Here is a 20,283-nt window from a genome sequence, read left to right on the forward strand (position 1 = left end):
ACCTAGAAGCCATGATGTTGCATTGCAATATGAAAGTGAGATGGCAATCCAGCCATGCGCTGGCGGAATCACACACAATTGCCTGTGAATAATCGCCGCAAGGCGATCGTCATGTGACGTCCTCCATTGCTGGGGTCGAGGCGGGACTTGGCTGCGGCCAGCGCTTTAGCGCGGCACGTCCCGCATCGGTGAGCACGTAAACGCCGCGCTCGGCGCGATCGAACCAGCCATAAACATTGTTGAGCAGGATTTTAGGCGCATCGGGAATGTCGGGCTTGAGGTCGCGCACACGCCGTGGCCCCTCGGCAAGGGCCGACGCGCAGGCGAGGGCTTGCTGACGGTAGGCCGTCATGATTGGTGCGCGCGTCGAGCCGCCCAGCACCGGATCGCCCAGGCGCCGTTGGTGTTCGGCGACGAGCCGTGATCGCTTCTTGGGATCTCGTCTTGGGCTCGTGGTCGGCGGCTTGACCAGAACCTCGACATCGCCGCGCGCGGTGATGCCAAGCATGCCAAAGCCGAGGCGGCGGCAGAGATTGCGGTAGCGCGCATCGTTTTCGCGTCCCTTGCCGCGCGCCGACATTTTGGCGGCAAGCCAGACCTCGTCGCAGGCGCCGGCGCGATCGACCGCCTGCAGCACGAGTTCCAGATTAAAGCTCAGCTTCAACTCGCCGATCACCACGATCGGTGGATCCTCGCCCTTGAGCGCCACGAGGTCGCAGCCGCCGATTTCGCCTTTCACCGAAAAGCCGAGCTTTTCGAGAAAGCGTTTGACGGGGAGATAAAGCGCGGTCTCCAAGTTGGCTCCGGCGAGGGCTGCGACTCAGTTGCCGAGAGTCTAACAGGCCGCGAGAGACACGCGTGATGGGATTTCTCACACCCGGCCGCGCACCGGTATCAGCGCGCCGGTCACCGCGCTCGCCGCATCGCTCACCAGAAACAGGATCACCTCGGCAAGTTCACCCGGCTGCACCCAGGTTGAGAAATCCGCCTTCGGCATGCTGGCGCGATTGGCCTCGGTGTCGATGATCGAGGGCAGCACGGCATTCACGGTGACCTTGCCCTTCCACTCCGTGGCCAATGCGTCGGTCAGACGATGCACGCCGGCCTTAGAGGCGGCGTAAGGCCCCATGCCGGCGTCGGCCTTCAGCGCGCCGAGTGCGCCAACATTGACGATGCGACCTGCGTCGGACTTGGAAATGTGGCCGAGTGCCGCGCGCGAGGCGTTCACCGCGGTCAGCACGTTGATCGCATACATCCGCTGCCAGGTCTTGCTATCGCCGTCGGCGACCGGCTCGAAGGCAAAGCCGCCGGCGATGTTGATCAGCGCGTCGATCCTGCCGAAATGGGCCGCCGCTGCATCGATAGCGCGCTTGGCCTGCGCCGCATCCGTGAGATCGACGCCGCCGAGCTCGATCCTGTTCGCCGTAGGTTCCCTCTGCGAAGGTGCGTGATCGATGCCTGCGACCCGCGCGCCGCGCGCGAGCACCACCTCGCTGACGACCCGGCCAAGAGCGCCCAGTGCGCCCGTGATGACGAGTACTTTTCCGTTCATCCGTTCCTCTCCTGGTCGGAATGAGTGGAGGCGCACACTATCGCCCCCCGAAAATGCCTGGCAATGCCGCGAGCCGTCTTCAGACCCAACCGGCTATTGGCGCGACGTTTCCTAAAATTATCCGGAGCTTCGTAAGCGGATAACCAGAACCGCCCTTCTATCCTGCGACCCAGTCAATCGGGGCTGGAGTTCATCATGCCACATCTACATGACCACGGCCTGCCACTTGTCCAGCTCAAGGAGCAGCGCCGCGATCTCATTGTCTCCTTGCAAAATCGCAATGGCCCGATCAGTGGCTGGGAGTTGATGCAGATCGCCGCCGTTCAACAGGCCATCACGGCGTTTGAGGAAGTGATCGCCGACCTCGATGCGGAAGCCGGAATGGACGCCGCTGCGTAACGTCTGCGCTCCGTGTTTGGGCTGCCAGTTCACGACAGATAGCGCGCTTTCAGCGCCGCGCGCTCACGGTCGCCAACGCCGAGGCCTTGCTCGAAATAGTTTTCGAGATGGCCGTAATCGGCACGGATCGCATCAAAGCCGGCGGCAAGAAATGACGCATCGACCGATCCGATCGCCTGTCTGACGTCGTCGGGCAGATCGGTCGCAGAAGCTGGATCGCGACGGTAGAAGCGATTGGTGAGAAGGTAATCCTCGGCGATCGCTTCATCCGGCACGCCGAGCGCATGCAGCACCAGCGCGCAGGCAAAGCCGGTGCGGTCCTTGCCGGCAGTGCAATGGATCACCAGCGGCGCGTGGTCGCCCAGAAGGTGTGCAAACAATGCGCGGAAGCTGTGAGTGTTGAGGCGCACATAATTGCGATAGGACTCGCGCATGATCTCCAGTGCGTCCGAGGCGGAGAGCGAACCGCCGGCGAGCTTTGCGCGCAACGCCGCAATCACCGTGGGTTCGATCGGCAACGAATGGACGGTGATTTCTTCCAGTCCGCAGGCCGCGCCCGCGCGCTCTTCCAATCCGCGAAAATCGAACGCGCTTTTCACGCCGAGCGCGCGTACGATCTCGATGTCGGCGGCCGTGAGACGGCCGAGATGATTGGAGCGGAAAATCTGGCGCCAGCGGACGATGCGGCCGTCACGCGTCGCATAGCCGCCGAGATCGCGAAAATTGCTGGCGCCTTGCAGATTAAAATGGCGGGCCGGGACGTCTGGCATCAGCAAGAGCCGTCGGTTGCGGCGGAAGCGTCGTGCGGGCGCATGGTGCCGGAAGCGTCGGCGCGCGTCTATAGCGGCGTGGGAGCTGTTCTACATGTGAGCTGTTTTAAATGAAAAAGGCCGAAACATCTGTGTTTCGGCCTCTTTCAGTTGTCGCTGTGCAGATTACGCTGCCAGCGCCCGTTGGGGCGTGCGCGTGACATCACTGCTCCCGCGACCGTTGGGCTTCCCGAATCGCCTCTTCGTGATACCAGCTTCCGCTGCAGAGGACTTCGTTCACGCGGGGCGCACTCTGGTCGATCGGGGATTGGGTCTCCCCGTAGCGGTGGCCGCCGAGAGCCGCGCGGCCCCCGACCGGGAACTGGTAGATCTTGGCAGATCCATAGCTCGGACTGGTCGTCATCAGCATTCTCCTTGGCCGATGCACACGGCCTCAATCGTGCGCCCGACCCGTTCTCTTGTGGTTACCGATTTCGATATCGGCCGGTGCTCCCGTGGATGCAATGTGACCAAAGAAAAATCATTTACTGCCTAATTTGTGGGCGGTTGCAGGCCTGCCCTCGCGGAGGCACAGCTTGATCGGCCAACGCTTGGGCACTTAAGAAGGTTGCTGGAACCGGATGCTGCCTTTGCCGAATCTTGCTCTTCGCTGCCGTGGCTTTAATCGCCGTCCGGCCCCCCGGGCGTAGCTGCCCCGGATTCGGGCGCGAATCCGTCATAAATGCTGTCATTTCTGTTCCCGCGCCAAAGCCGGGGGCGCGCTCCTATGCCGCACCCTTAGGGGGCGACGGGACGGCCGGGCGGGGAGGCGGGAATGGGGAGGGCCGTGGCCCTCGACGGCCCAATTGGCACGCGAAATGCTTATGGGATACCCGGCCGATCGTGGCCGGGTATTGCGGGTCGCGACCATTCCTTTCGGTTTCCCCGCCTTCGAGATTATCAATAGAGAGGCTCAATGACGAAGTACAAGCTCGAGTACATATGGCTCGACGGATACACGCCGACGCCGAATTTGCGCGGCAAAACTCAGATCAAGGAATTCGCCTCATTCCCGACGCTGGAACAGCTCCCGCTGTGGGGCTTCGATGGCTCCTCGACGATGCAGGCCGAAGGCCACAGCTCCGATTGCGTGCTGAAGCCGGTCGCCGTCTATCCGGATGCCGCGCGCACCAATGGCGCGCTGGTGATGTGCGAAGTCATGATGCCCGATGGCAAGACCCCGCACCCCTCGAACAAGCGTGCGACCATTCTCGACGATCCCGACGCGTGGTTCGGCTTTGAGCAGGAATATTTCTTCTACAAGGACGGCCGCCCGCTCGGCTTCCCGGCTGACGGTTATCCGGCGCCGCAGGGTCCGTACTACACCGGCGTCGGCTACAAGAATGTCGGCGACGTCGCCCGCAAGATGGTCGAAGAGCACCTCGATCTCTGCCTCGCCGCCGGCATCAACCACGAAGGCATCAACGCGGAAGTCGCCAAGGGCCAGTGGGAATTCCAGATCTTCGGCAAGGGCTCCAGGACCGCGGCCGACCAGATGTGGATCGCGCGCTACCTCTTGCTGCGCCTGACCGAGAAGTACGGCGTCGACATCGAATTCCACTGCAAGCCGCTCGGCGATACCGACTGGAACGGCTCCGGCATGCACTCCAACTTCTCGACCAAATATATGCGCGAAGTCGGTGGCAAGGAGTATTTCGAGAAGCTGATGGAGGCTTTCAAGGCGGCCCGTGCCGAGCACATCGCGGTGTACGGCCCGGACAACCACATGCGCCTGACCGGCAAACACGAGACCGCTTCGATTGACACCTTTAGCTGGGGCGTGGCCGACCGCGGTGCCTCGATCCGCGTGCCGCACTCTTTTGTGAACAACGGCTACAAGGGCTATCTGGAAGACCGCCGTCCGAACTCGCAGGGCGACCCCTACCAGATCGCTTCGCAGATCCTGAAGACCATCGCGACGGTGCCGACCGGCGCGAAAGCTGCGGCTTAACGGCCTAAAACGGCTAAAGACCGGGTGGGGGCGCCCGGTCCATCCCTCTGGTCCGTCGGAGCGCAAACCGCTCCGGCGGACCATCGCTTTTCCGACATCGCGGCTCTGACATTTGGTCAATTTGGACGTGCGGCCAATGCCATTTCCCCCGGCCGATGAACCGCGCTAGATAGCGCAGAGCAAGGCGAGAACCGCGGGCATCCGTGTTCGGGGGCTTCTACACGGTCCAATTCCAGCTTGATGAAGCGATCGGCCGCAGCGTGATGTATGCGCGCGCTGGCAAGATGCTTGGTGGCAATTCCGCTTTCGCCCATGTCGGCGCCTACGAAGAAATCGATGGCGAGGTCGCGATCGAGGTCAAGACGATCAGGCACAATCCCGATCCGAACTATCCGGCAATGGCCGGTACCGACGATGCGACGCTGCTCGCGCGTGGCAGGCCCGGCGGCGCGCTCTATCATTTTGAAGGCCGGCTGAACGAACTGCCGCAGGCCGTCTTCCGTGCGGTGCTGACCCCGGTCGAGGAACTGCTGCTGCCGATCGCCGGCCGGGTTGGCGAGGGCGGCATTTCCAATGGGCTCTATTCCATCCACATCCGCACGCTTGACGGCGTCGACGGCGGCCTGACCGGCGTGATGCTGCTCAATGACGGTCGTATTCTCGATGCGTGCTTCTACTATCTCGGCACCTACACGTCCGAGAATGGGCGCTGGAAGGGCCAGATCCTCAATCGGGAGCACACGCCGACCAGGGGCGACAATCCGATTTTCGGCGGACACGAGGTCGGAATCGGTTTTTCAGGAACCTGCGATGGCGAGGAGGCGCTTTGGGGGGCAACCGCCCTGGTTGGGAAGCGCAGCTTGCGGCTGAATGCCGTTTTGAGGTTGATGCGCAGGCTTTGAACTGCAGGGGAGTGCGATCTTTAATGGCCGTTTCTGTTCGATTGCTCTCGACGCTCGGATTGAAGGGCGCCGTTGTCAGCCTGACTGCCCAGTTCGAGGCGGCCACGGGAATCCGCATTGATGCCGATTTCGCGCCGACGCTCGTTTTGTTGCCGCGGCTTCGTGCCGGCGAGGCCGCCGATCTCGTGATTCTGACGCGCGAAGGACTCGACGAACTCGTACGCGAGGGGCTGGCCCTCGCGGAGAGCCAAGCCGATCTCGCGCGCTCCTTTGTCGGCGTTGCCGTCAAGGCCGGTGCGCCGCATCCCGACATTGCGACGCCCTCGGCACTCCGTGCCACCCTCCTTGCCGCGCGCTCGGTGGCCTATTCGCGCCTGGGGGCGAGCGGCGTCTTCTTCGCGCAACTGCTCGAACGCCTTGAGATCGCATCCGAGATCAATGCCAAGGCCACGATCAGCTCGTCAGGCTTTACGGCGGAGCGGCTGGTGTCGGGCGAAGCGGATCTCGCGGTCCAGCAGATCAGCGAACTGAAGCATGTGCCGGGCGTGGAGATCATCGGCCCGATCCCGCGTGAGCTGCAGACGCCTGCGGTGTTCTCCGCCGCACGCATGGCGAGTGCCCAATCCCCGACCGGGGCCGATCGGCTGTTGCGCTTTCTCGCCTCGCCTGAGGTCGCGCCCGTGTTGCGCGACACCGGCCTCGAGCCTTGAATTTGCCCGCAGGCCGAAGCAACGTCCGATGATGATGACCAAATGGCTTTACCGGGTTGGCTTTGCCGTGATGGCCTGCGCGTGGGCGCCGTCGCTCGCCCACGCGCAATCCGCCGATCTCGTCCTGTGCGACAGGATCGCCGCCGATCCCTCCGATCCCGACAAGCCGGCTGATATCAAGGGCGTCATCGAAATTGCGCCCTCCGACATCGCAACCGCAATCAAGTTCTGCAAGCAGGCGGCGGCGGGCTCGCGGCGCGCGATGTATGAGCTCGGCCGCTCCTATGCGGCAAACAAGCAGACCGCGGAAGCGGTCGCCGCCTGGCGCAAGGCGGCCGACAGGGGCTCGACGTCTGCAATGGTCGAGCTGGGCGTGCTTTATGGCACGGGAGCCGGCGTTGCCAAGGATGACGCGCAGGCGCGCAAGCTGTTCGAGCGCGCCGCCGAGGGCGGCAACCCGCGCGGCGTCTCCAATCTCGCCGCGCTTGGCGGCGGCGGAGGTGCCGCGCCATCCGATCCGGCGCGTGCGCGCGACCTGCTTGCGAAGGCCGCCGAGACCAATGCAGAGGCGCAGTATCAGCTCGGTCTGATGCTGGCCGAGGGCATCGGTGGGCCCAAGGACGATGTCGGAGCCCGTGCGCTGTTTGAAAAAGCGGCGGCGCAAAACCATCCCGGCGCGCTCGAGCGCATGGGCGCCTTTGCGCAAGAGGGGCGCGGCGGACCGAAGGATGTGGATGCCGCCAAGACTTACTACCAGAGGGCGGCCGACCTCGGCGACGAGGATGCCAAGGCGGCCCTGAAGCGGCTGCAATGTCCGATCGCGATCAAGGACAAGCGTGGCAATCTGGTCAGCAATCTCTGCTTTTAGCGCAGTCGCGAACTGCGCCGGGCGCCGATCTTGATCAAGCGCAATATTGCCCGCCGCGATGCGGCATAGAGGAGGGACGCGTGCCGGCAGGCCGCCGGTTCGCCGCGGGCGCAATCGCGACAACACGGGAAGAAGGTTGGAGAGATCGGATGATATATCGCGGATGGATCTTGGGGGCGGTGCTTGCCTGCGCGTCGATGCCCCTGGCGGTTGCCGAACTCGGGTCGGTGGCAGCGGCCGGCGAGCAATTTGTACCGCAGCTCGGCGACATCATGAACGCGGCGCAGACCCGGCACATGAAGCTCTATTTTGCCGGCAAGGCCCAGAACTGGGATCTCGCTGACTATGAATTGCAGCGGCTGAGGACGAGCCTGGCCGAAGCCGCCGTGCTGTATGAAGGCATCCCCGTGAACAATGTCACCATGATGGTTGAACCGCTGAGCGCGATCGAGGACGCGGTCAGGGCCAAGGACAGCAGGCGATTTACCGCGACGGTCGCAGAGCTCACGGAAGGGTGCAACACCTGCCACCAATCGATGAACCGCAGCTTCATCGTCATCCGCCTGCCGACCGAGCAGCCCTTCGGTGACCAAAGCTTCGCGCCGCCAGGCAAGAAATGAAGCTCGGTGGCCTTGGTGCGGCTGCATCTCGCAGCCGGCGGCCGGGCAAGGCGGAACGCGCGAAGGACGATCGCCGTTGATGCGGAAGGTTGAGGAGAGAACACCATGATCCGCAAACTGCGATCCGGTCAGTACCGGCTCTATTCCCGCAAGATCGATCCGAAGACCGGCAAGCGCCGTAATCTCGGCACGTTCAAGACACGCGCCGCAGCGGAAAAGCACGAGCGCGAAGTGCAATACTTCAAGCGGCATGCATAGCAGGCCTGCGGAGCGCCGCGTCTTGAACCGCCGCTGACCTGCCGATACCCTCCCGCAAAAAATTGGGAGGATGCAGTGAAGCAACTCAGGCTCGGCGACGTCACTATCGATGCGGTGATCGAGCGCGAAGGCCCGTGGCGCCGGCCGCAGGATTTCTTTCCGGCCTATGATGAGGCGGTGTTCAAGCATCATTTGAGGACCATGGAGCCGGGAGTCTTCGATGCCTCGCTCGGCAAGATCCTGATCACCTACCAGACCTTCGTGGTCCGCACGCCGCGTCACACCATCCTGGTGGACACCTGCACCGGCGAGGACAAGGGCCATCCGCCGCCGTTCGATTTTCCCGGCAAGGAGCGTTGGCGCAACGAACTGTTCGCGCTCGGCCTCAGCTTCGAGATGATCGATTATGTGTTCTGCACTCATCTTCACATCGATCACACCGGCTGGAACACGGTGCTGCGCGATGGGCGCTGGGTGCCGACCTTTCCGAACGCGAAATATATCTTCCACAAACGCGAATATGCTGTTTGGGAAGAGGAGCATGCCAAGGGCAACGATCCGCCCGGCACAGTGTTTCGCGACAATTGCCTGCCGATCGTCGAGGCGGGGCAGGCGCTGCTCGTCGACGACGATTATGTGCTCGACGACACCATCACCCTGACGCCGACGCCCGGGCATTCGCCCTGCCATTGCTGCGTGAATATCGCCTCGCGGGGCAGACGCGCCGTGGTCACGGGCGACCTGATGCATCATGTCATCCAGTGCCGCGAGCCGGACTGGTCGGCCAAACCGGATTGGGACCCGAAGCAGTCGGCGCTGTCACGCCGGAGGTTCTTCGCATCCGTGGCGGACACTGATACTCTGATCCTGCCGATCCACTTTCCGCGTCCGACGGTCGGTCTGATCAAGGCCGATGGTGAGCGCTTCGACTACCGCTTCAAGCGGGATTGAACCAGCGTTGAATCCGCGGTAACCGCGGCGTAGAGCGATATGGCGTTGGGTTCAATCGGCATCAGCCGCAGTGTCGTTTCACCTCTCCCATCGGCAGAGGTGAACCGCCGAGGCAGCCGACGGAACTTAATCATCACAGGTTAGGTGAAGTATGGGCCGGGAGGCTCGGTTGGCAGAGGACGTTGCAAACTTGCTTGAACCGGGGAGCGTGAGAGGGGTGGAGGCGAGGGGTGGCTCGAAGGTCACCTCACGCGTGGCCATTGCCGGGCTTGGGCCCATCGGCACCAGCGTGGCCAAAGCGATCGATGCCGGGATCGACGGGCTGGTCCTGAGCGCGGTGTCGGCGCAGAGCATCGACAAGCATCGCGAATGGCTGGGCAGGCTGAAGGCGGCCCCGGCCGCATTGCCGATCGAACAACTCGCCGATGTGGCCGATATCGTCGTCGAATGCGCGCCGAGCAGGCTGGTGCGGTCGATCGTTGCGCCGGTGGTCTCGCGCGGCAAGACCGCGATCGTGCTCAGCGCCGGGGCGCTGCTCGAGAACACCGACCTCATCGATCTCGCCCGTCAAAACGGCGGCCAGATCGTGGTGCCCACCGGCGCCTTGATCGGGCTCGATGCCGTGACCGCGGCCGCGGTCGGCATCATCCACTCGGTACGGATGTCGACCCGCAAGCCGCCCCGTGGTCTTGCCGGCGCTCCCTATATCGTCGAACAGAAGATCGAGCTCGATCGCGTCACGGTGCCGGTGAAGATCTTCGAGGGCACGGCGCGGGAGGCGGCGAAGGGCTTTCCAGCCAATATCAACGTGGCGGTCGCGTTGTCGCTCGCAGGCATCGGTCCCGACCGCACGATGGTCGAAATCTGGGCAGATCCGACGGTGACGCGCAACACCCACCGCATCGAGGTGGATTCGGATTCGGCGCGGTTCTCGATGATGATCGAGAACATTCCTTCCGAAAATCCCAAGACCGGCCGGATCACCGCGCTTTCGGTGATCGCCTGCCTGCGAAAGCTGCATGCCCCCTTGCGAGTAGGCACCTGAACGGCAAGCGGGCAGTGACATCAACTAATCTCTGAACGCGCAAGGGCGGCCGCGAGCCGCCCTTTTCAGTTGATGGCGCAGAGGCTTAGGCGCCACCTTTCTCGCACTTCTTCATGAAGCTGGTCTTGGCGGCGCCGGCGAGCGGCTTGCCGTCCGAACCGACCGCCTTGGCCGCGCAGGCGTCGGCCATGCACTTCTTCATGAACGAGGTTTTTGCGGCGCCTGCCAAGGGCTTGCCGTCCTTGCCGACGGCTTTGCTTTCACAGGAATCCTGCGCAAAGGCCGAGCCGGCCGCGAAGGTGGCGACAATGGCGGCCAAGAATAGCTTCTTCATGAGAGACCTCCCTAGGATCAGCAGAGTGGCTCGATTGGAACGCGAAAATGGAACGCGATCAAGCGCGATGGGATCATCCATTGCAGAAATTCGTTCACTCAAGTCCCGCGTGCGAGCAATGCCTTGAAGTCCGCGCGCGCACGTTGCGCCTCGAGCCGTGCGGCCTCGCAGGCTTCGCCCAGTCCGAAGAAGCCGTGGATCAGCCCCAAGCCTTCATGATAGCGGGTCGGCACACCGGCGGCCTGCAGCGCCTTTGCATAGGCTGCGCCCTCGTCGCGCAACGGATCGAACCAGGCGGTGCAGATCACGGCGGGTGCGACGCCCGCAAGATCATTGGCGCGCAGCGGCGAGACGCGCCAGTCCGCGCCATGGCTGTGGTCGGCAAGATAGTGACCGCAGAACCATTCCATGACCGGGCGCGAGAGGAAATAGCCTTCGGCATTCTCGGCGCGCGACGGGAAGCGCGCATTCTCCTTTGCGTCAGCGTAGCTTCCGACGACGTCGGTCACCGGATAGACCAGGAGCTGGCCGGCAAGGGAAAGACCGTGGTCGCGCGCCGCGATTGCGGTCGTCGCGGCAAGATTGCCGCCCGCACTGTCGCCGGCCACGCCCAGACGTTTCGGATCGCCGCCGAACTGGTCAATGCGGTTTGCGACATCCTGCAACGCGGCGAACGCATCCTCGAACGCGCCGGGGAAGCGGACCTCGGGCGGGCGCCGATAGTCGACGGATACCACGACAGCGCCGGTCTCGATCGCAAGCCAGCGTGCCTGCCGGTCATGGGTTTCGAGATCGCCGGCGACCCAGCCGCCGCCGTGAAAGAACACGACGGTCGGAGACGCGGCGGAAGTGGCGCGGTAGGCCCGCGCCGCAAGCGGTCCGGCTGCGCCTTCGACCTTGATGTCCTCGACGCTTGCGACAGGCGGAGGAGGAACGGACGCGCGGGATGCCGCGAGCGCCCGCAGCGCCTCGCGGCAGCTCTGCGGCGTCATGGTTTTGGGATCGCGAAGCGGGAGCAGCGGAATGATCTGGGCGATCACAGGATCAAGCGGAGCGTTCATGTCCATCCCTTCAAGACGTATTGGGCGCTCATTGGTCGGCGCCGGTTCGACATTATCCGGCGCGTATCCGCCGGTGCAAGCAGTGGCATGCGGCGCAGGTGAAGACAAAGATCCGCGCTGGCGTCGTGCTCTCCGCATTTTTTCAGTGACGAGGCATATGATCAGAGCTATTTATTTCGCATGCGAAGTAACTGACCCGAGTTCGGCATATTGAGCGTGCGGAAAGAACACCGTCTGATCTACCTCCTCAGCGTGGCGCAGCGGCGGGTGCAGCGCGCGGCGGTGACGAGTTCGACTGAAGCCGTTTCACCGGCCCAGGCGGGATTGTTGTTCGTGCTGGGCAAGCAGGACGGGGCCCTGATGGGTGAGGCGGGGGCGGCGCTGGATCTCGGGCCGGCCGGGATCAGCGGCCTCGTGGATCGCATGGCGGCTGCCGGCCTGGTCGAGCGGCGCGCCGACGAGAAGGATGCGCGGGCCTGGAGACTCTTTCTGACGGCGAAGGGCCGCAAGGCACTGGTGCGCGCCAAAGAGATCGCACGCGAGATGAACGTGCGCCTTGCGCAAGGATTCAGCGATGACGAGATCGACACCGTTGCGCGCTGGCTGACCGGTATTCAGAGCAAATTTCCCAGAGGAGACGGCGAATGATCGACCATGTGCAGATCGAGAGAAGCAACGGCATTTTGACGCTGACGCTGGCGCGCCCCGACAAGAAGAACGCGCTGACCAATGAGATGTACGGCAGCCTTGCCGATGCCATCGAAGGCGCGGAGACGGACGCCGGCGTGCGCGTGATCGTGATCAGGGGCCAAGGCGATTCCTTCACCGCCGGCAACGACCTTTCGGAATTTGCGGCTGTGGCCGCGGGCAAGGCCCAAGGCGAGCGTCACGTGACGCGCTTCATCCGCTCGCTGGGCCGCTCGACCAAGCCGTTGATCGCGGCGGTGCAGGGACGGGCGGTTGGGGTCGGCACCACCATGCTCCTGCATTGCGATCTGGTCGTGCTTGCGGAGAATGCGCTCCTGTCCACGCCCTTCATCAGCCTTGCCCTGGTGCCGGAAGCGGCCTCGAGCCTGTTGATGCCGCAGCGCTTGGGTCATGCCCGCGCCTTTGAGCTGTTCGCGCTGGGCGAGCCGATCTCGGCCAAAGTGGCGCTTGAATGGGGGCTGGCCAACCGCGTGGTGGCGCAGGAGCAACTCGATGCCGAAACCGGAGCGCTGGCGCAGCGTCTTGCAAAGCAGCCGCTGGGCTCGCTCGTCGCAACCAAGCGGCTGATGCGCGATGGAGAGATGCTGGTGAAGCAGATGGAGGCGGAGGGCGAAATCTTCGCGGCCCGGCTGCAGTCGGCCGAAGCGCGCGAAGCTTTCCAGGCTTTCGCGGAGCGCCGTCCACCGGATTTCGCTAAGGTGGCGTAATTCACGAACGCGCGAGGCGGGAACGGGTTGTTCCTGGGATCTTCTGTTCCGGACAAGAATTTTCCCGCCTCGCGCTCTGCAACGATAGCAACCTTGCTATTTCGCAGCCGCACTTGCCGCGGCGCGCCGCGCGTCAAACATCCAATGGAACGTTGACGTTCGGGAGATTGGAAATGGGCCTGCAAGAAACAAAAATCGAGTCGCTTCCCTTCGTGACGGCCGAGCTGAACTATCTCGCGCCGACCGCCGGCAAGCCGCGCACCTATGCTTTCGATCCGCCGCCGGGCGAGCCGAAGTCAACCGCGCTACCGGAGCCGCACCAAGTTCCGATCTTCGACGGCCGTCTGATCGCAAACAGCTTCTCGCTCGATCGCGAGGGATTCGAACTGGTCCGGCATCCGACCGTGGTCAGGAATTTTTACGATGATGATGAGGTGAAGCGCGTCTACTATCCGCTGGTGGAAGCATTCCTTCGCGCGACGCTGAAGGCCGATCGCGTCGTCATTTTCGATCATACCGTGCGCAAGCGCGTCGAGGGCGCGCCCGATATCCGTGGTGCCGGCGCGCGCCAGCCGGCGACGCGCGTCCATGTCGACCAGACCGTGACCTCCGGTGCGAACCGTGTGCGCGAGCATGTGCCTGCCGAAGCGGATGAACTCTTGAAGGGCCGCGTGCAGGTGATCAATCTGTGGCGGCCGATCCGTGGGCCCGTGCGCGACACGCCGCTTGCGATGTGCGATGGGCAGACGGTTGCGCAGGACGATCTCGTCGCGTCCGACCTGATCTATCCCAATCGCCGTGGTGAGACCTATTCGGTGAAATACAATCCCAACCACCGCTGGTTCTATTTCCCCGAGATGACGCCGGACGAAGCGATCCTGCTCAAGTGCTACGACTCCGCAACCGACGGCCGTACGCGTTTCGGGCCGCACACCGCCTTTGTCGATCCGACCACGCCAGCGGACGCGCCGCCACGCGAAAGCATCGAATTGCGCACGCTGGTGTTTCATAAGCGGTAAGCTTGCGAAAGCGATCTGTCGCCCTGGCGAAAGCCAGGGCCGGTAGATCGAAATCCGTCGATCGATTCCGGGTGGCGGGGGGCTTGTCCGGCAGCGTCAGTTTCCGGTCCGACGTTCGAACAATTCGCTGCGTTAATCTTACGTCTTAACCAACAATTAACAATGAGTTTGCGGGCGCGGGGCGGCCGGGCTTAGCGTCGCCGTAGAGGGCGGTTCAGCAACCGTCGAGTTGGTACGTATCATGACGCATCGAATTTATGGCACGCTTGTCGCGTCCGTCAGCGCAGCGGTGCTGATGCTCGCCGCGGACGAGGCGCTTGCGAGATCGGGAGCGGCGCCGCGTGCCGGATTTGTCTCGCCGCATGCGATCTCCCGTCCCGCCGTCGCGCGAGCGCTCCGGCATCACCGGAGATTCGACGGTGGGTTCTTCTGGCCGGGAGACGTCTATTACGGGCCATCCTATGGCGAGCCTTTGGCCGACATTCCGCCGCCGTCGGTGTCAAACGACGTCCACTACACCTATACATACGATGTGCCCTGGGACTGGGCTCATCGATATCCGCCGCTGGTTGCGCCTTCGGACCGGCCCTACGTGCCAAGCTGCCCCGCGGAGGCGGTGAAGGTCCCCGGGCGTAACGGCGAGGAGCAAACGGTCAACGTCATCCGCTGCTACTGAGCGGAGGCACTGCGGACGACACGTTGGTTGCGTTCAGAGAGGTTGTTGGCCAATCTGATTCCGTGTCCCGCCTTTGGGCATGAGCCCTTTGATCGTCGCATGGGCCTTTGGCGCAGCCGATCGCGATCGATCCGCTGTTGGGCAACAGCGGCTAGTTTTGCTGAAACGTTACGCCGATTTCCATATCTCTCCGCCACACAAGGCGGCAGCGGTGACTCGCGCCTTCCAACGGGAGCACCAGCGTAAAGTGATCCGGAATGCCGCGCGGGCTGATCACGTCGATCGCAGCGCCATGCTCGGACAGACTTCGCACCAGACACGAGACCGAGCGCTCATGAAATTCGATCCGCCCCGGTTCGAGCGCATAGTCGCGTATCAGGATCAGTTGTGCCTCCACTTCGGCAAGGTCGTTGAGTTGAGACTCCAAGTCCGAAACGATCTCATGGAGCAAACCCGCCGCGAGCGGATCGGTGGCTTCCCGCTCCATCGCCCGATAGCGTGCCACCTCAGTCCTTCGCTCCTTCCACCTTTCGCTGTCAGTCATGGTGAAGTCCCCCCATGGTCTGACCCCCAGGCCGGGTCCATTGGTTCTTTGAACTGTGGATTTATTGCGGCACGGTACAAGGGCACGGTATCTTGGTCCTGCCACGCTGGCCGCCTTGCGCTAGCTCGGCTGCCAGACTCGATTTAGTTGGACTTGTTAAGTGGACTTGGCTCGGCTGGAGTTGGCTCGGATCGAGCTGGCTCAAGCCGCCGTTCGCTTTGCTATGGCCTGGCGGAAGTCTGCTGCGAGACCTTCATAGTAGTCGGCGAGCACCTCGAAGAACGCGCGCTGAGGACCTTCGGGCGCCTGTGTGGCCCAGTCCCGGCACTGCGCCGCTTTGCTCTCATATTTCTCGGCCTTCTTTTGAAGTTCGATCATCATGTTCCCCATGCACGCGACGGCGCCCAACGGGAACGTGCAGCCGCGGTCGCTCGAAAAGATGGCGCGGGCGTGGAAAAAGCTTGCGCAGGTGTGGCTCAAATAAGAACTGCGCGCTGTGTTGCTCGGGCGTGAAGGTCGATTGCCGGGCTATCGATGGTGAGGAGCGGGAGCTCGCGCGGCCAGGGAGCAGCGCCGCGTGCGAGGTGTTGCTGGCCACCAAAATTCAGCGCCGCGGGCTTCGGCTGAGGCCGGTTTCGAACTCAAGCGCGCACCTTCGCGCGCTGCCGCTTTCGCCGATCGCTTTGGTTGTACCTTGTTCGCTGCTCACTCCAGGTTTAGCATGTGTTGCAACCACACGGAGAATCGAACAAGCAAGATAGAAGCTCGGGCACCAAGGAGGTCGGTGATGAACGGAAAAAAATATGCGGCCGAAGCGATCGGCACCTTCTGGTTGACGTTTGGCGGCTGCGGCAGCGCGGTGATCGCGGCCGGATTTCCTCACGTGGGCATTGGACTGTTGGGCGTCGCGTTGGCTTTCGGTCTCACCGTGCTCACGATGGCCTATGCGATTGGACACATCTCCGGCTGCCATCTCAATCCGGCCGTTACGGTGGGCTTGGCATGCGGGGGCCGATTCCCCACCGGCCTCGTCATTCCCTATGTGGTGGCGCAGGTGATCGGGGCGATTGTTGCCGCGGCGGTGCTGTATGCGATCGCGAGCGGCGCCCCTGATTTCAGCCTCGCGAATGGATTTGCGGCGAACGGATATGGCGATCACTCGCCCGGCAAGTATGGCCTGGGAGCCTGCCTGTTGAGCGAAGTCGTGCTGACGATGATGTTCCTGTTCGTGATCATGGGTTCAACCCACGGCAAGGCGCCGGCGGGATTTGCGCCGATCGCCATCGGCTTTGCGCTGACACTGATCCATTTGATCAGCATTCCCGTGACCAATACGTCGGTGAACCCGGCGCGTAGCACCGGGCCCGCGCTTTTTGTCGGCGGCTGGGCGCTGGCGCAGCTTTGGCTGTTCTGGCTCGCGCCGCTGATCGGGGGCGCCGCGGGCGGCTTGATCTATCGTTGGTTGAGTGCGGAGCCGACCGGTGAAGTGACAGGACAGGTGGCGGGCAGCGGGCAGCAGGCGGCAGAGTAGGAGCCGCAGTTTCGAGCCGTTCGGGCGAGTGGGCGCGGTGCGGGTCAATCGAAGCGCCGCTGCGCCGCGGACGGTTGCTTGAGAATGATCTTCGCGCAAACGCTTCCCGTTTGCCGCGCGAAAGCGCCTATCGAACAGCATCCGCCGCAGACGCGCTGAACGATACCGACGATCGAACAAGGCCGGTGGTGGCTTGAGGCCGGCTCGCGAGCGCGCTGATTTTTGCCCTATTGTCTTACCTCCGGACGATTTAGTGCCTGCCATGTCCCTGGGGCAAAATCGAGACCAGCCCGTTAGATCGACTTGATGAACGCAGTGATTGGGCGCAGTGTGATCACGTTCTGGAAGCCCTTTTTGAACGAGTCAGCGGTTCGGCTAACCAATGAATATTATGATCGCCACCTCGATGGGCCGAATGGCCGTACCATTGGCCGCCTTTGTTGCGGCAGCAGGTGTGGCGTTGGTCGTTGCCAACCGGCCGATCGCCGACCGGCCTCCGGCCGAGACCAAGACCGCAGCCGCCACATCCGTTGTCGAGGCGCCGCCACCCAGTACGCGTGAGCCGGCGCCGTCGGCGCTTGCTGCGGTGCAGCAACAAGCCAAGGACCTCGCCGGCGCGCTTGGTGAGACATCGCCGCCACCGGCGAGTGCCGCCGATAGCGCGCCGGAGTTCGACATTGTCCGTGTCGAGCGGACGGGCGAGGCGGTTGTCGCGGGCCGGGCGGCGCCAGGTGCGACCGTGGAACTGCTCCGCAACGGCGAGCCATTTGATCGCGCGGTCGCCGGCCAGTCCGGACAGTTTGCGATGGTTCCGCCTGCGCTCCCGCCGGGGACCTACAGCCTGACACTGCGTGCCCGCGGCGCGGACGGCAAGGAGGTCTTCTCCAATCAGAGCGTGGCGGTGGCACTTGAGCCCAGTTCGAACGACCAGCCGATGGTCGCGCTGATGGCGCCGGACAAGCCTACCGTGGTGTTGTCACAATCGCTCGCACAGGCACCGGATAAGGTGGCAGTGGAGGCGGTCGATATCGAACCGAACGGCAAACTCCATGTCAGCGGCCGCGCGCGGCCGGGCGCTGCCGTGAGGCTTTATCTCAACGACAGCTTCGCTGCGTCGGCGACGGCTGGCGCCGACGGGCATCTCGCCGTCACGATCAACGAAGGCCTAGCGCCGGGCAACTATCGTGTCAGGCTTGATGAGGTCGAGGCGAGTTCAGGAAAGGTCACCGCGCGCGCCGAAGTACCGCTCAGCGTTCCCGATGCGGTGCAGACCGCCTCCGTGCCGGCGCAGCCCACAGTGTCCAGCCGGCCGCAGAGTGGTGCGACAATACGCCGGCCGCATCTCGCTGCCGCTGTGGCGACCGTCGCGCCCGATACGGCCGCGCGCTCGGCGGTGGTCGCGCCGAAGACCGCGACTGTCACCGTTTCCCGCGGCGACACTCTGTGGCGCATCAGCAATCGTGCCCTGGGCGCCGGCACACGCTATGCGGTCATCTACAAGGCAAACCAGAAGCAGATCCGCAATCCTAACCTGATTTATCCCGGCCAGACCTTCGTTGTGCCGGCCGCCGAAGCGCGGCGATAGCCGCGCCCCGCGCTGCGCGCCGTTCGTCGTCTCAATGCGTCTCGGTTGCGGTACCGTTGCGCGTGACGGATTTCCGCGGCGGCGGCTGGTGGGCGGCGCCTTCTTCCTGGCACGGCAACTGGGTCCACGATCCATCGGCGGCCATCTGATAGGCATGACAGGGCGACGAGGACGACGCGTTGTCCTCGGCGGGCTTGGCTGCATCGGAATTGTTTCTAGCCAGAGCGGGCGTTGCCAGCGCTGTCAGCGCGGCAACCGAGCCCGCGAAGATCATCGTTGCGATCCGCATCATGAGGCTCTCCATCTCAACGCCGACTTTTTCGCAAAAAGATTTTGGCATTTTTGGGCCACGATCGCCCCAGGCGCGACGGCTTGCTTAACAACGGGAAAACGCGCGGCTTGGCTTCATTTGGAGAGGTTGGCAGCCTAGAATGCGTCCATGAGCCACCGCATCCTCGTCTTCTACGGTTCCTACCGCTCCGACCGGATGGGCATCCGCCTCGCGCAGTTCGTCGTCGAGGGTTTTCGCGCACGCGGCGACAACGTAGCGCTGATCGATGCCAAGGCGGTGGGCCTGCCGATGCTCGATCGCATGTACAAGGAGTATCCGAAGGGGCAGGCGCCGGAGGTGATGGAAAAGCTCGCCGGCGAGATCCGCGACGCCGACGGCTTCGTTTTCATCACCGGCGAATATAATTGGGGTGTTCAGCCGGGCCTGAAGAATCTCACCGATCATTTCCTGGAGGAATGGTTCTGGCGACCGGCCGCGATTGCGAGCTACTCGGCAGGCCGTTTCTCCGGCGCCCGCGCGGCGACCACCTGGCACGGCACGCTGTCGGAAATGGGCATGGTGGTGGTGTCGAGCACGATAGCGGCAGGTCCGATCGCGCAGACGCTTTCAGCGGATGGCAAGCCGATCGGCGAGGGCGGCAAGGCGCTGGAGAACGCGTTTCCGCGCTTTGCCGACGACCTTAGCTGGTGGGTTGAAGCGGCGAAGGCACAGCGCGCGCGGAAGGCTCCGCCTTATTGACGGATGTAAGCGTGCCGATCGCGTCATTGGTTCTCGTCCCGGCGAGCACCGTGGATGTCGATGCCTTCATCCGCTCTTCACGTTCGATGCCGCGCTTTCGGCATTTCTTGATGAACTCGATAAAGACCTTCAGCGGCACCGGCATTTGCCGGCGGCTCGGATAATAGAGGAAGACCCCTGGCATTGTGCCGCCGCACCAGTCATCCAGCAGCGCCACGAACCGGCCCTGCGCGACGTGCGGTGCGGCCAAGGGCTCCGGAAGATAGGCGATGCCGACGCCATCGAGGGCGGCGGCAACGAGTAACTCGATGTCGTTGACGGTCAGCGAGCCCTCGACGGAAACCTCCTTCTTCTGACGGCCCTTGCAGAAAATCCAGGGCTGGATGGCGCCTTCCCACGGTGCCCGGTATCTCAAGCAATTGTGGTTGAGAAGATCACGTGGAACGGCCGGCTTCGGATGGTGTGCGAGATAGCTCGGCGCGGCGACCACCATCATCCTGAAGTCGTCGCCCAGGCGTAACGCCGTCATGTCGCGCTCAACGCGTTGACCGACACGGATACCGGCATCGAAACGGCCGCCGACGATGTCGCCATGCGTATCGTCGACGGCAATGTCGAGGCGGATTGCGGGATATTCGGCAAGAAAGGGTCGGAGCAGCGGCGCAAGCCTGCGCATCGATGAGGGCCGCGATACCGCGAGACGCAGCGTGCCGATCGGCTTGTCGCGAAACAGATTGACGCTCTCCAGCGCATGATCAAGGCCGGCAATGACCGGCTGTATCTCACCAAGCAGCCGCTCGCCGGCTTCGGTGAGCGCGACGCTGCGCGTGGTGCGATTGAACAGGCGCACCCCGAGGCGCTCTTCGAGCGAACGGATGGTCTGACTCATGGTCGGCAGCGCGATGCCGACCTGATGGGCTGCCTTGGTGAAACTGAGGTGCTCGGCGACAGCCGTAAAGGCCATCAACTCGGCAAGCTGTATCCCGGACATTCTTTGTCCAATCCAAATAAGCTATTCCGTTT

General features: G+C 63.3%; 26 protein-coding genes. 16 read left to right on the top strand and 10 right to left on the bottom strand.

All coding sequences use genetic code 11. The features are described from left to right. Positions 1-109 precede the first annotated feature (109 nt). Together P6U23_RS19030 and fabG are read right to left on the bottom strand one after the other, a co-directional pair. Positions 110-796, bottom strand: coding sequence for a DUF2161 domain-containing phosphodiesterase (locus P6U23_RS19030; RefSeq protein ID WP_407181215.1), 687 nt, complete (start codon positions 794-796; stop codon positions 110-112). Positions 797-871: 75 nt separating this feature from the next. Next, positions 872-1,552, bottom strand: a complete 681-nt coding sequence (gene fabG / locus P6U23_RS19035) for a 3-oxoacyl-ACP reductase FabG (protein ID WP_407181216.1) — start codon at positions 1,550-1,552, stop codon at positions 872-874. 195 nt (positions 1,553-1,747) lie between these two features. On the opposite strand from fabG, the gene P6U23_RS19040 reads away from it, so the two are divergent. Further along, positions 1,748-1,951 (top strand): hypothetical protein, encoded by a 204-nt coding sequence (locus P6U23_RS19040; protein ID WP_407181217.1) that lies wholly within the window; start codon positions 1,748-1,750, stop codon positions 1,949-1,951. Between the two features lie 29 nt (positions 1,952-1,980). Here the strand turns inward: P6U23_RS19040 and P6U23_RS19045 are convergent, their stop codons facing one another. Both P6U23_RS19045 and P6U23_RS19050 read right to left on the bottom strand, forming a co-directional pair. Then, a complete protein-coding gene (locus P6U23_RS19045; protein ID WP_407181218.1) occupies positions 1,981-2,721 on the bottom strand; it encodes a tyrosine-protein phosphatase in 741 nt (246 codons plus the stop codon). A gap of 202 nt (positions 2,722-2,923) precedes the next feature. Then, positions 2,924-3,124: a DUF2735 domain-containing protein gene (locus P6U23_RS19050; RefSeq protein WP_407181219.1), complete on the bottom strand. Its 201-nt coding sequence runs from the start codon at positions 3,122-3,124 to the stop codon at positions 2,924-2,926. A gap of 552 nt (positions 3,125-3,676) precedes the next feature. Between P6U23_RS19050 and P6U23_RS19055 the strand changes: the two genes are divergently transcribed. The 8 genes from P6U23_RS19055 (at position 3,677) to P6U23_RS19090 (ending at position 10,065) form a co-directional block, all read left to right on the top strand. Continuing rightward, a complete protein-coding gene (locus P6U23_RS19055) occupies positions 3,677-4,711 on the top strand; it encodes a glutamine synthetase beta-grasp domain-containing protein (RefSeq protein WP_407181220.1) in 1,035 nt (344 codons plus the stop codon). Between the two features lie 203 nt (positions 4,712-4,914). Further along, on the top strand, positions 4,915-5,613 hold the full coding sequence (locus P6U23_RS19060) for a GrlR family regulatory protein (protein WP_407181221.1): 699 nt from the start codon (positions 4,915-4,917) through the stop codon (positions 5,611-5,613). Positions 5,614-5,636: 23 nt separating this feature from the next. Further along, positions 5,637-6,323: a substrate-binding domain-containing protein gene (locus P6U23_RS19065; RefSeq protein WP_407181222.1), complete on the top strand. Its 687-nt coding sequence runs from the start codon at positions 5,637-5,639 to the stop codon at positions 6,321-6,323. A gap of 34 nt (positions 6,324-6,357) precedes the next feature. Beyond that, entirely contained in the window at positions 6,358-7,191 is an 834-nt protein-coding gene (locus tag P6U23_RS19070) for a tetratricopeptide repeat protein (RefSeq protein WP_407181518.1), read from the top strand. A gap of 149 nt (positions 7,192-7,340) precedes the next feature. After that, positions 7,341-7,811 carry a hypothetical protein gene (locus tag P6U23_RS19075; RefSeq protein ID WP_407181223.1) on the top strand — a complete coding sequence of 157 codons (471 nt, stop codon included), beginning with the start codon at positions 7,341-7,343 and terminating at the stop codon, positions 7,809-7,811. Positions 7,812-7,916: 105 nt separating this feature from the next. Next, on the top strand, positions 7,917-8,069 hold the full coding sequence (locus P6U23_RS19080; protein WP_157450129.1) for a hypothetical protein: 153 nt from the start codon (positions 7,917-7,919) through the stop codon (positions 8,067-8,069). A 75-nt stretch (positions 8,070-8,144) separates the two neighbouring features. Beyond that, the gene (locus P6U23_RS19085; RefSeq protein ID WP_407181224.1) at positions 8,145-9,020 is read left to right on the top strand and encodes an MBL fold metallo-hydrolase; all 876 of its coding nucleotides are present in this window, start codon (positions 8,145-8,147) and stop codon (positions 9,018-9,020) included. A gap of 217 nt (positions 9,021-9,237) precedes the next feature. Then, complete coding sequence (locus P6U23_RS19090; RefSeq protein WP_407181225.1) at positions 9,238-10,065, top strand: aspartate dehydrogenase; 828 nt, start codon at positions 9,238-9,240, stop codon at positions 10,063-10,065. A gap of 85 nt (positions 10,066-10,150) precedes the next feature. Here P6U23_RS19090 and P6U23_RS19095 read toward each other — a convergent pair whose 3' ends face one another. Both P6U23_RS19095 and P6U23_RS19100 read right to left on the bottom strand, forming a co-directional pair. Further along, positions 10,151-10,399: a hypothetical protein gene (locus P6U23_RS19095; RefSeq protein WP_407181226.1), complete on the bottom strand. Its 249-nt coding sequence runs from the start codon at positions 10,397-10,399 to the stop codon at positions 10,151-10,153. Between the two features lie 98 nt (positions 10,400-10,497). Continuing rightward, entirely contained in the window at positions 10,498-11,460 is a 963-nt protein-coding gene (locus tag P6U23_RS19100; protein WP_407181227.1) for an alpha/beta hydrolase, read from the bottom strand. Positions 11,461-11,676: 216 nt separating this feature from the next. On the opposite strand from P6U23_RS19100, the gene P6U23_RS19105 reads away from it, so the two are divergent. The 4 genes from P6U23_RS19105 to P6U23_RS19120 all read left to right on the top strand — a co-directional run bounded on the left by P6U23_RS19105 (position 11,677) and on the right by P6U23_RS19120 (position 14,570). Continuing rightward, entirely contained in the window at positions 11,677-12,108 is a 432-nt protein-coding gene (locus P6U23_RS19105) for a MarR family winged helix-turn-helix transcriptional regulator (protein WP_407181228.1), read from the top strand. After that, on the top strand, positions 12,105-12,875 hold the full coding sequence (locus P6U23_RS19110; RefSeq protein WP_407181229.1) for an enoyl-CoA hydratase: 771 nt from the start codon (positions 12,105-12,107) through the stop codon (positions 12,873-12,875). The genes P6U23_RS19105 and P6U23_RS19110 overlap by 4 nt, the downstream gene beginning before the upstream one ends. Before the next feature lie 173 nt (positions 12,876-13,048). Next, positions 13,049-13,894 carry a CmcJ/NvfI family oxidoreductase gene (locus P6U23_RS19115; protein WP_407181230.1) on the top strand — a complete coding sequence of 282 codons (846 nt, stop codon included), beginning with the start codon at positions 13,049-13,051 and terminating at the stop codon, positions 13,892-13,894. Positions 13,895-14,135: 241 nt separating this feature from the next. After that, positions 14,136-14,570 carry a hypothetical protein gene (locus P6U23_RS19120; protein WP_407181231.1) on the top strand — a complete coding sequence of 145 codons (435 nt, stop codon included), beginning with the start codon at positions 14,136-14,138 and terminating at the stop codon, positions 14,568-14,570. 151 nt (positions 14,571-14,721) lie between these two features. Here the strand turns inward: P6U23_RS19120 and P6U23_RS19125 are convergent, their stop codons facing one another. After that, the gene (locus P6U23_RS19125) at positions 14,722-15,057 is read right to left on the bottom strand and encodes a PilZ domain-containing protein (RefSeq protein WP_407181232.1); all 336 of its coding nucleotides are present in this window, start codon (positions 15,055-15,057) and stop codon (positions 14,722-14,724) included. Positions 15,058-15,315: 258 nt separating this feature from the next. Next, positions 15,316-15,495, bottom strand: a complete 180-nt coding sequence (locus P6U23_RS19130; RefSeq protein WP_407181233.1) for a hypothetical protein — start codon at positions 15,493-15,495, stop codon at positions 15,316-15,318. A 406-nt stretch (positions 15,496-15,901) separates the two neighbouring features. Between P6U23_RS19130 and aqpZ the strand changes: the two genes are divergently transcribed. Together aqpZ and P6U23_RS19140 are read left to right on the top strand one after the other, a co-directional pair. After that, on the top strand, positions 15,902-16,645 hold the full coding sequence (gene aqpZ, locus P6U23_RS19135; protein WP_407181234.1) for an aquaporin Z: 744 nt from the start codon (positions 15,902-15,904) through the stop codon (positions 16,643-16,645). Positions 16,646-17,060: 415 nt separating this feature from the next. Then, entirely contained in the window at positions 17,061-18,230 is a 1,170-nt protein-coding gene (locus P6U23_RS19140; protein WP_407181235.1) for a LysM peptidoglycan-binding domain-containing protein, read from the top strand. A gap of 31 nt (positions 18,231-18,261) precedes the next feature. On the opposite strand, the gene P6U23_RS19145 is transcribed toward P6U23_RS19140, so the two are convergent. Next, complete coding sequence (locus P6U23_RS19145) at positions 18,262-18,522, bottom strand: hypothetical protein (protein WP_407181236.1); 261 nt, start codon at positions 18,520-18,522, stop codon at positions 18,262-18,264. Between the two features lie 147 nt (positions 18,523-18,669). On the opposite strand from P6U23_RS19145, the gene P6U23_RS19150 reads away from it, so the two are divergent. After that, positions 18,670-19,260, top strand: a complete 591-nt coding sequence (locus P6U23_RS19150; RefSeq protein WP_407181237.1) for an NADPH-dependent FMN reductase — start codon at positions 18,670-18,672, stop codon at positions 19,258-19,260. Here the strand turns inward: P6U23_RS19150 and P6U23_RS19155 are convergent. Continuing rightward, positions 19,202-20,251: a LysR substrate-binding domain-containing protein gene (locus P6U23_RS19155; protein ID WP_407181238.1), complete on the bottom strand. Its 1,050-nt coding sequence runs from the start codon at positions 20,249-20,251 to the stop codon at positions 19,202-19,204. The two genes, P6U23_RS19150 and P6U23_RS19155, sit on opposite strands and share 59 nt — an antisense overlap. Positions 20,252-20,283: the final 32 nt, after the last annotated feature.

Source organism: Bradyrhizobium sp. STM 3562, assembly GCF_045571435.1.
GTDB lineage: Bacteria > Pseudomonadota > Alphaproteobacteria > Rhizobiales > Xanthobacteraceae > Bradyrhizobium.

Excerpts from the sequence above, each read along its gene's own strand:
- P6U23_RS19070 (WP_407181518.1), top strand. The coding sequence starts at position 6,358 with ATGACCAAATGGCTTTACCGGGTTGGCTTTGCCGTGATGGCCTGCGCG.
- fabG (WP_407181216.1), bottom strand. The coding sequence starts at position 1,552 with ATGAACGGAAAAGTACTCGTCATCACGGGCGCACTGGGCGCTCTTGGC.
- P6U23_RS19150 (WP_407181237.1), top strand. The coding sequence starts at position 18,670 with ATGAGCCACCGCATCCTCGTCTTCTACGGTTCCTACCGCTCCGACCGG.
- P6U23_RS19095 (WP_407181226.1), bottom strand. The coding sequence starts at position 10,399 with ATGAAGAAGCTATTCTTGGCCGCCATTGTCGCCACCTTCGCGGCCGGC.
- aqpZ (WP_407181234.1), top strand. The coding sequence starts at position 15,902 with ATGAACGGAAAAAAATATGCGGCCGAAGCGATCGGCACCTTCTGGTTG.
- P6U23_RS19075 (WP_407181223.1), top strand. The coding sequence starts at position 7,341 with ATGATATATCGCGGATGGATCTTGGGGGCGGTGCTTGCCTGCGCGTCG.
- P6U23_RS19100 (WP_407181227.1), bottom strand. The coding sequence starts at position 11,460 with ATGAACGCTCCGCTTGATCCTGTGATCGCCCAGATCATTCCGCTGCTC.
- P6U23_RS19045 (WP_407181218.1), bottom strand. The coding sequence starts at position 2,721 with ATGCCAGACGTCCCGGCCCGCCATTTTAATCTGCAAGGCGCCAGCAAT.
- P6U23_RS19140 (WP_407181235.1), top strand. The coding sequence starts at position 17,061 with ATGGCCGTACCATTGGCCGCCTTTGTTGCGGCAGCAGGTGTGGCGTTG.
- P6U23_RS19120 (WP_407181231.1), top strand. The coding sequence starts at position 14,136 with ATGACGCATCGAATTTATGGCACGCTTGTCGCGTCCGTCAGCGCAGCG.
- P6U23_RS19065 (WP_407181222.1), top strand. The coding sequence starts at position 5,637 with ATGGCCGTTTCTGTTCGATTGCTCTCGACGCTCGGATTGAAGGGCGCC.
- P6U23_RS19055 (WP_407181220.1), top strand. The coding sequence starts at position 3,677 with ATGACGAAGTACAAGCTCGAGTACATATGGCTCGACGGATACACGCCG.
- P6U23_RS19110 (WP_407181229.1), top strand. The coding sequence starts at position 12,105 with ATGATCGACCATGTGCAGATCGAGAGAAGCAACGGCATTTTGACGCTG.
- P6U23_RS19125 (WP_407181232.1), bottom strand. The coding sequence starts at position 15,057 with ATGGAGCGGGAAGCCACCGATCCGCTCGCGGCGGGTTTGCTCCATGAG.
- P6U23_RS19155 (WP_407181238.1), bottom strand. The coding sequence starts at position 20,251 with ATGTCCGGGATACAGCTTGCCGAGTTGATGGCCTTTACGGCTGTCGCC.
- P6U23_RS19145 (WP_407181236.1), bottom strand. The coding sequence starts at position 18,522 with ATGATGCGGATCGCAACGATGATCTTCGCGGGCTCGGTTGCCGCGCTG.
- P6U23_RS19040 (WP_407181217.1), top strand. The coding sequence starts at position 1,748 with ATGCCACATCTACATGACCACGGCCTGCCACTTGTCCAGCTCAAGGAG.
- P6U23_RS19130 (WP_407181233.1), bottom strand. The coding sequence starts at position 15,495 with ATGATGATCGAACTTCAAAAGAAGGCCGAGAAATATGAGAGCAAAGCG.
- P6U23_RS19115 (WP_407181230.1), top strand. The coding sequence starts at position 13,049 with ATGGGCCTGCAAGAAACAAAAATCGAGTCGCTTCCCTTCGTGACGGCC.
- P6U23_RS19080 (WP_157450129.1), top strand. The coding sequence starts at position 7,917 with ATGATCCGCAAACTGCGATCCGGTCAGTACCGGCTCTATTCCCGCAAG.
- P6U23_RS19050 (WP_407181219.1), bottom strand. The coding sequence starts at position 3,124 with ATGACGACCAGTCCGAGCTATGGATCTGCCAAGATCTACCAGTTCCCG.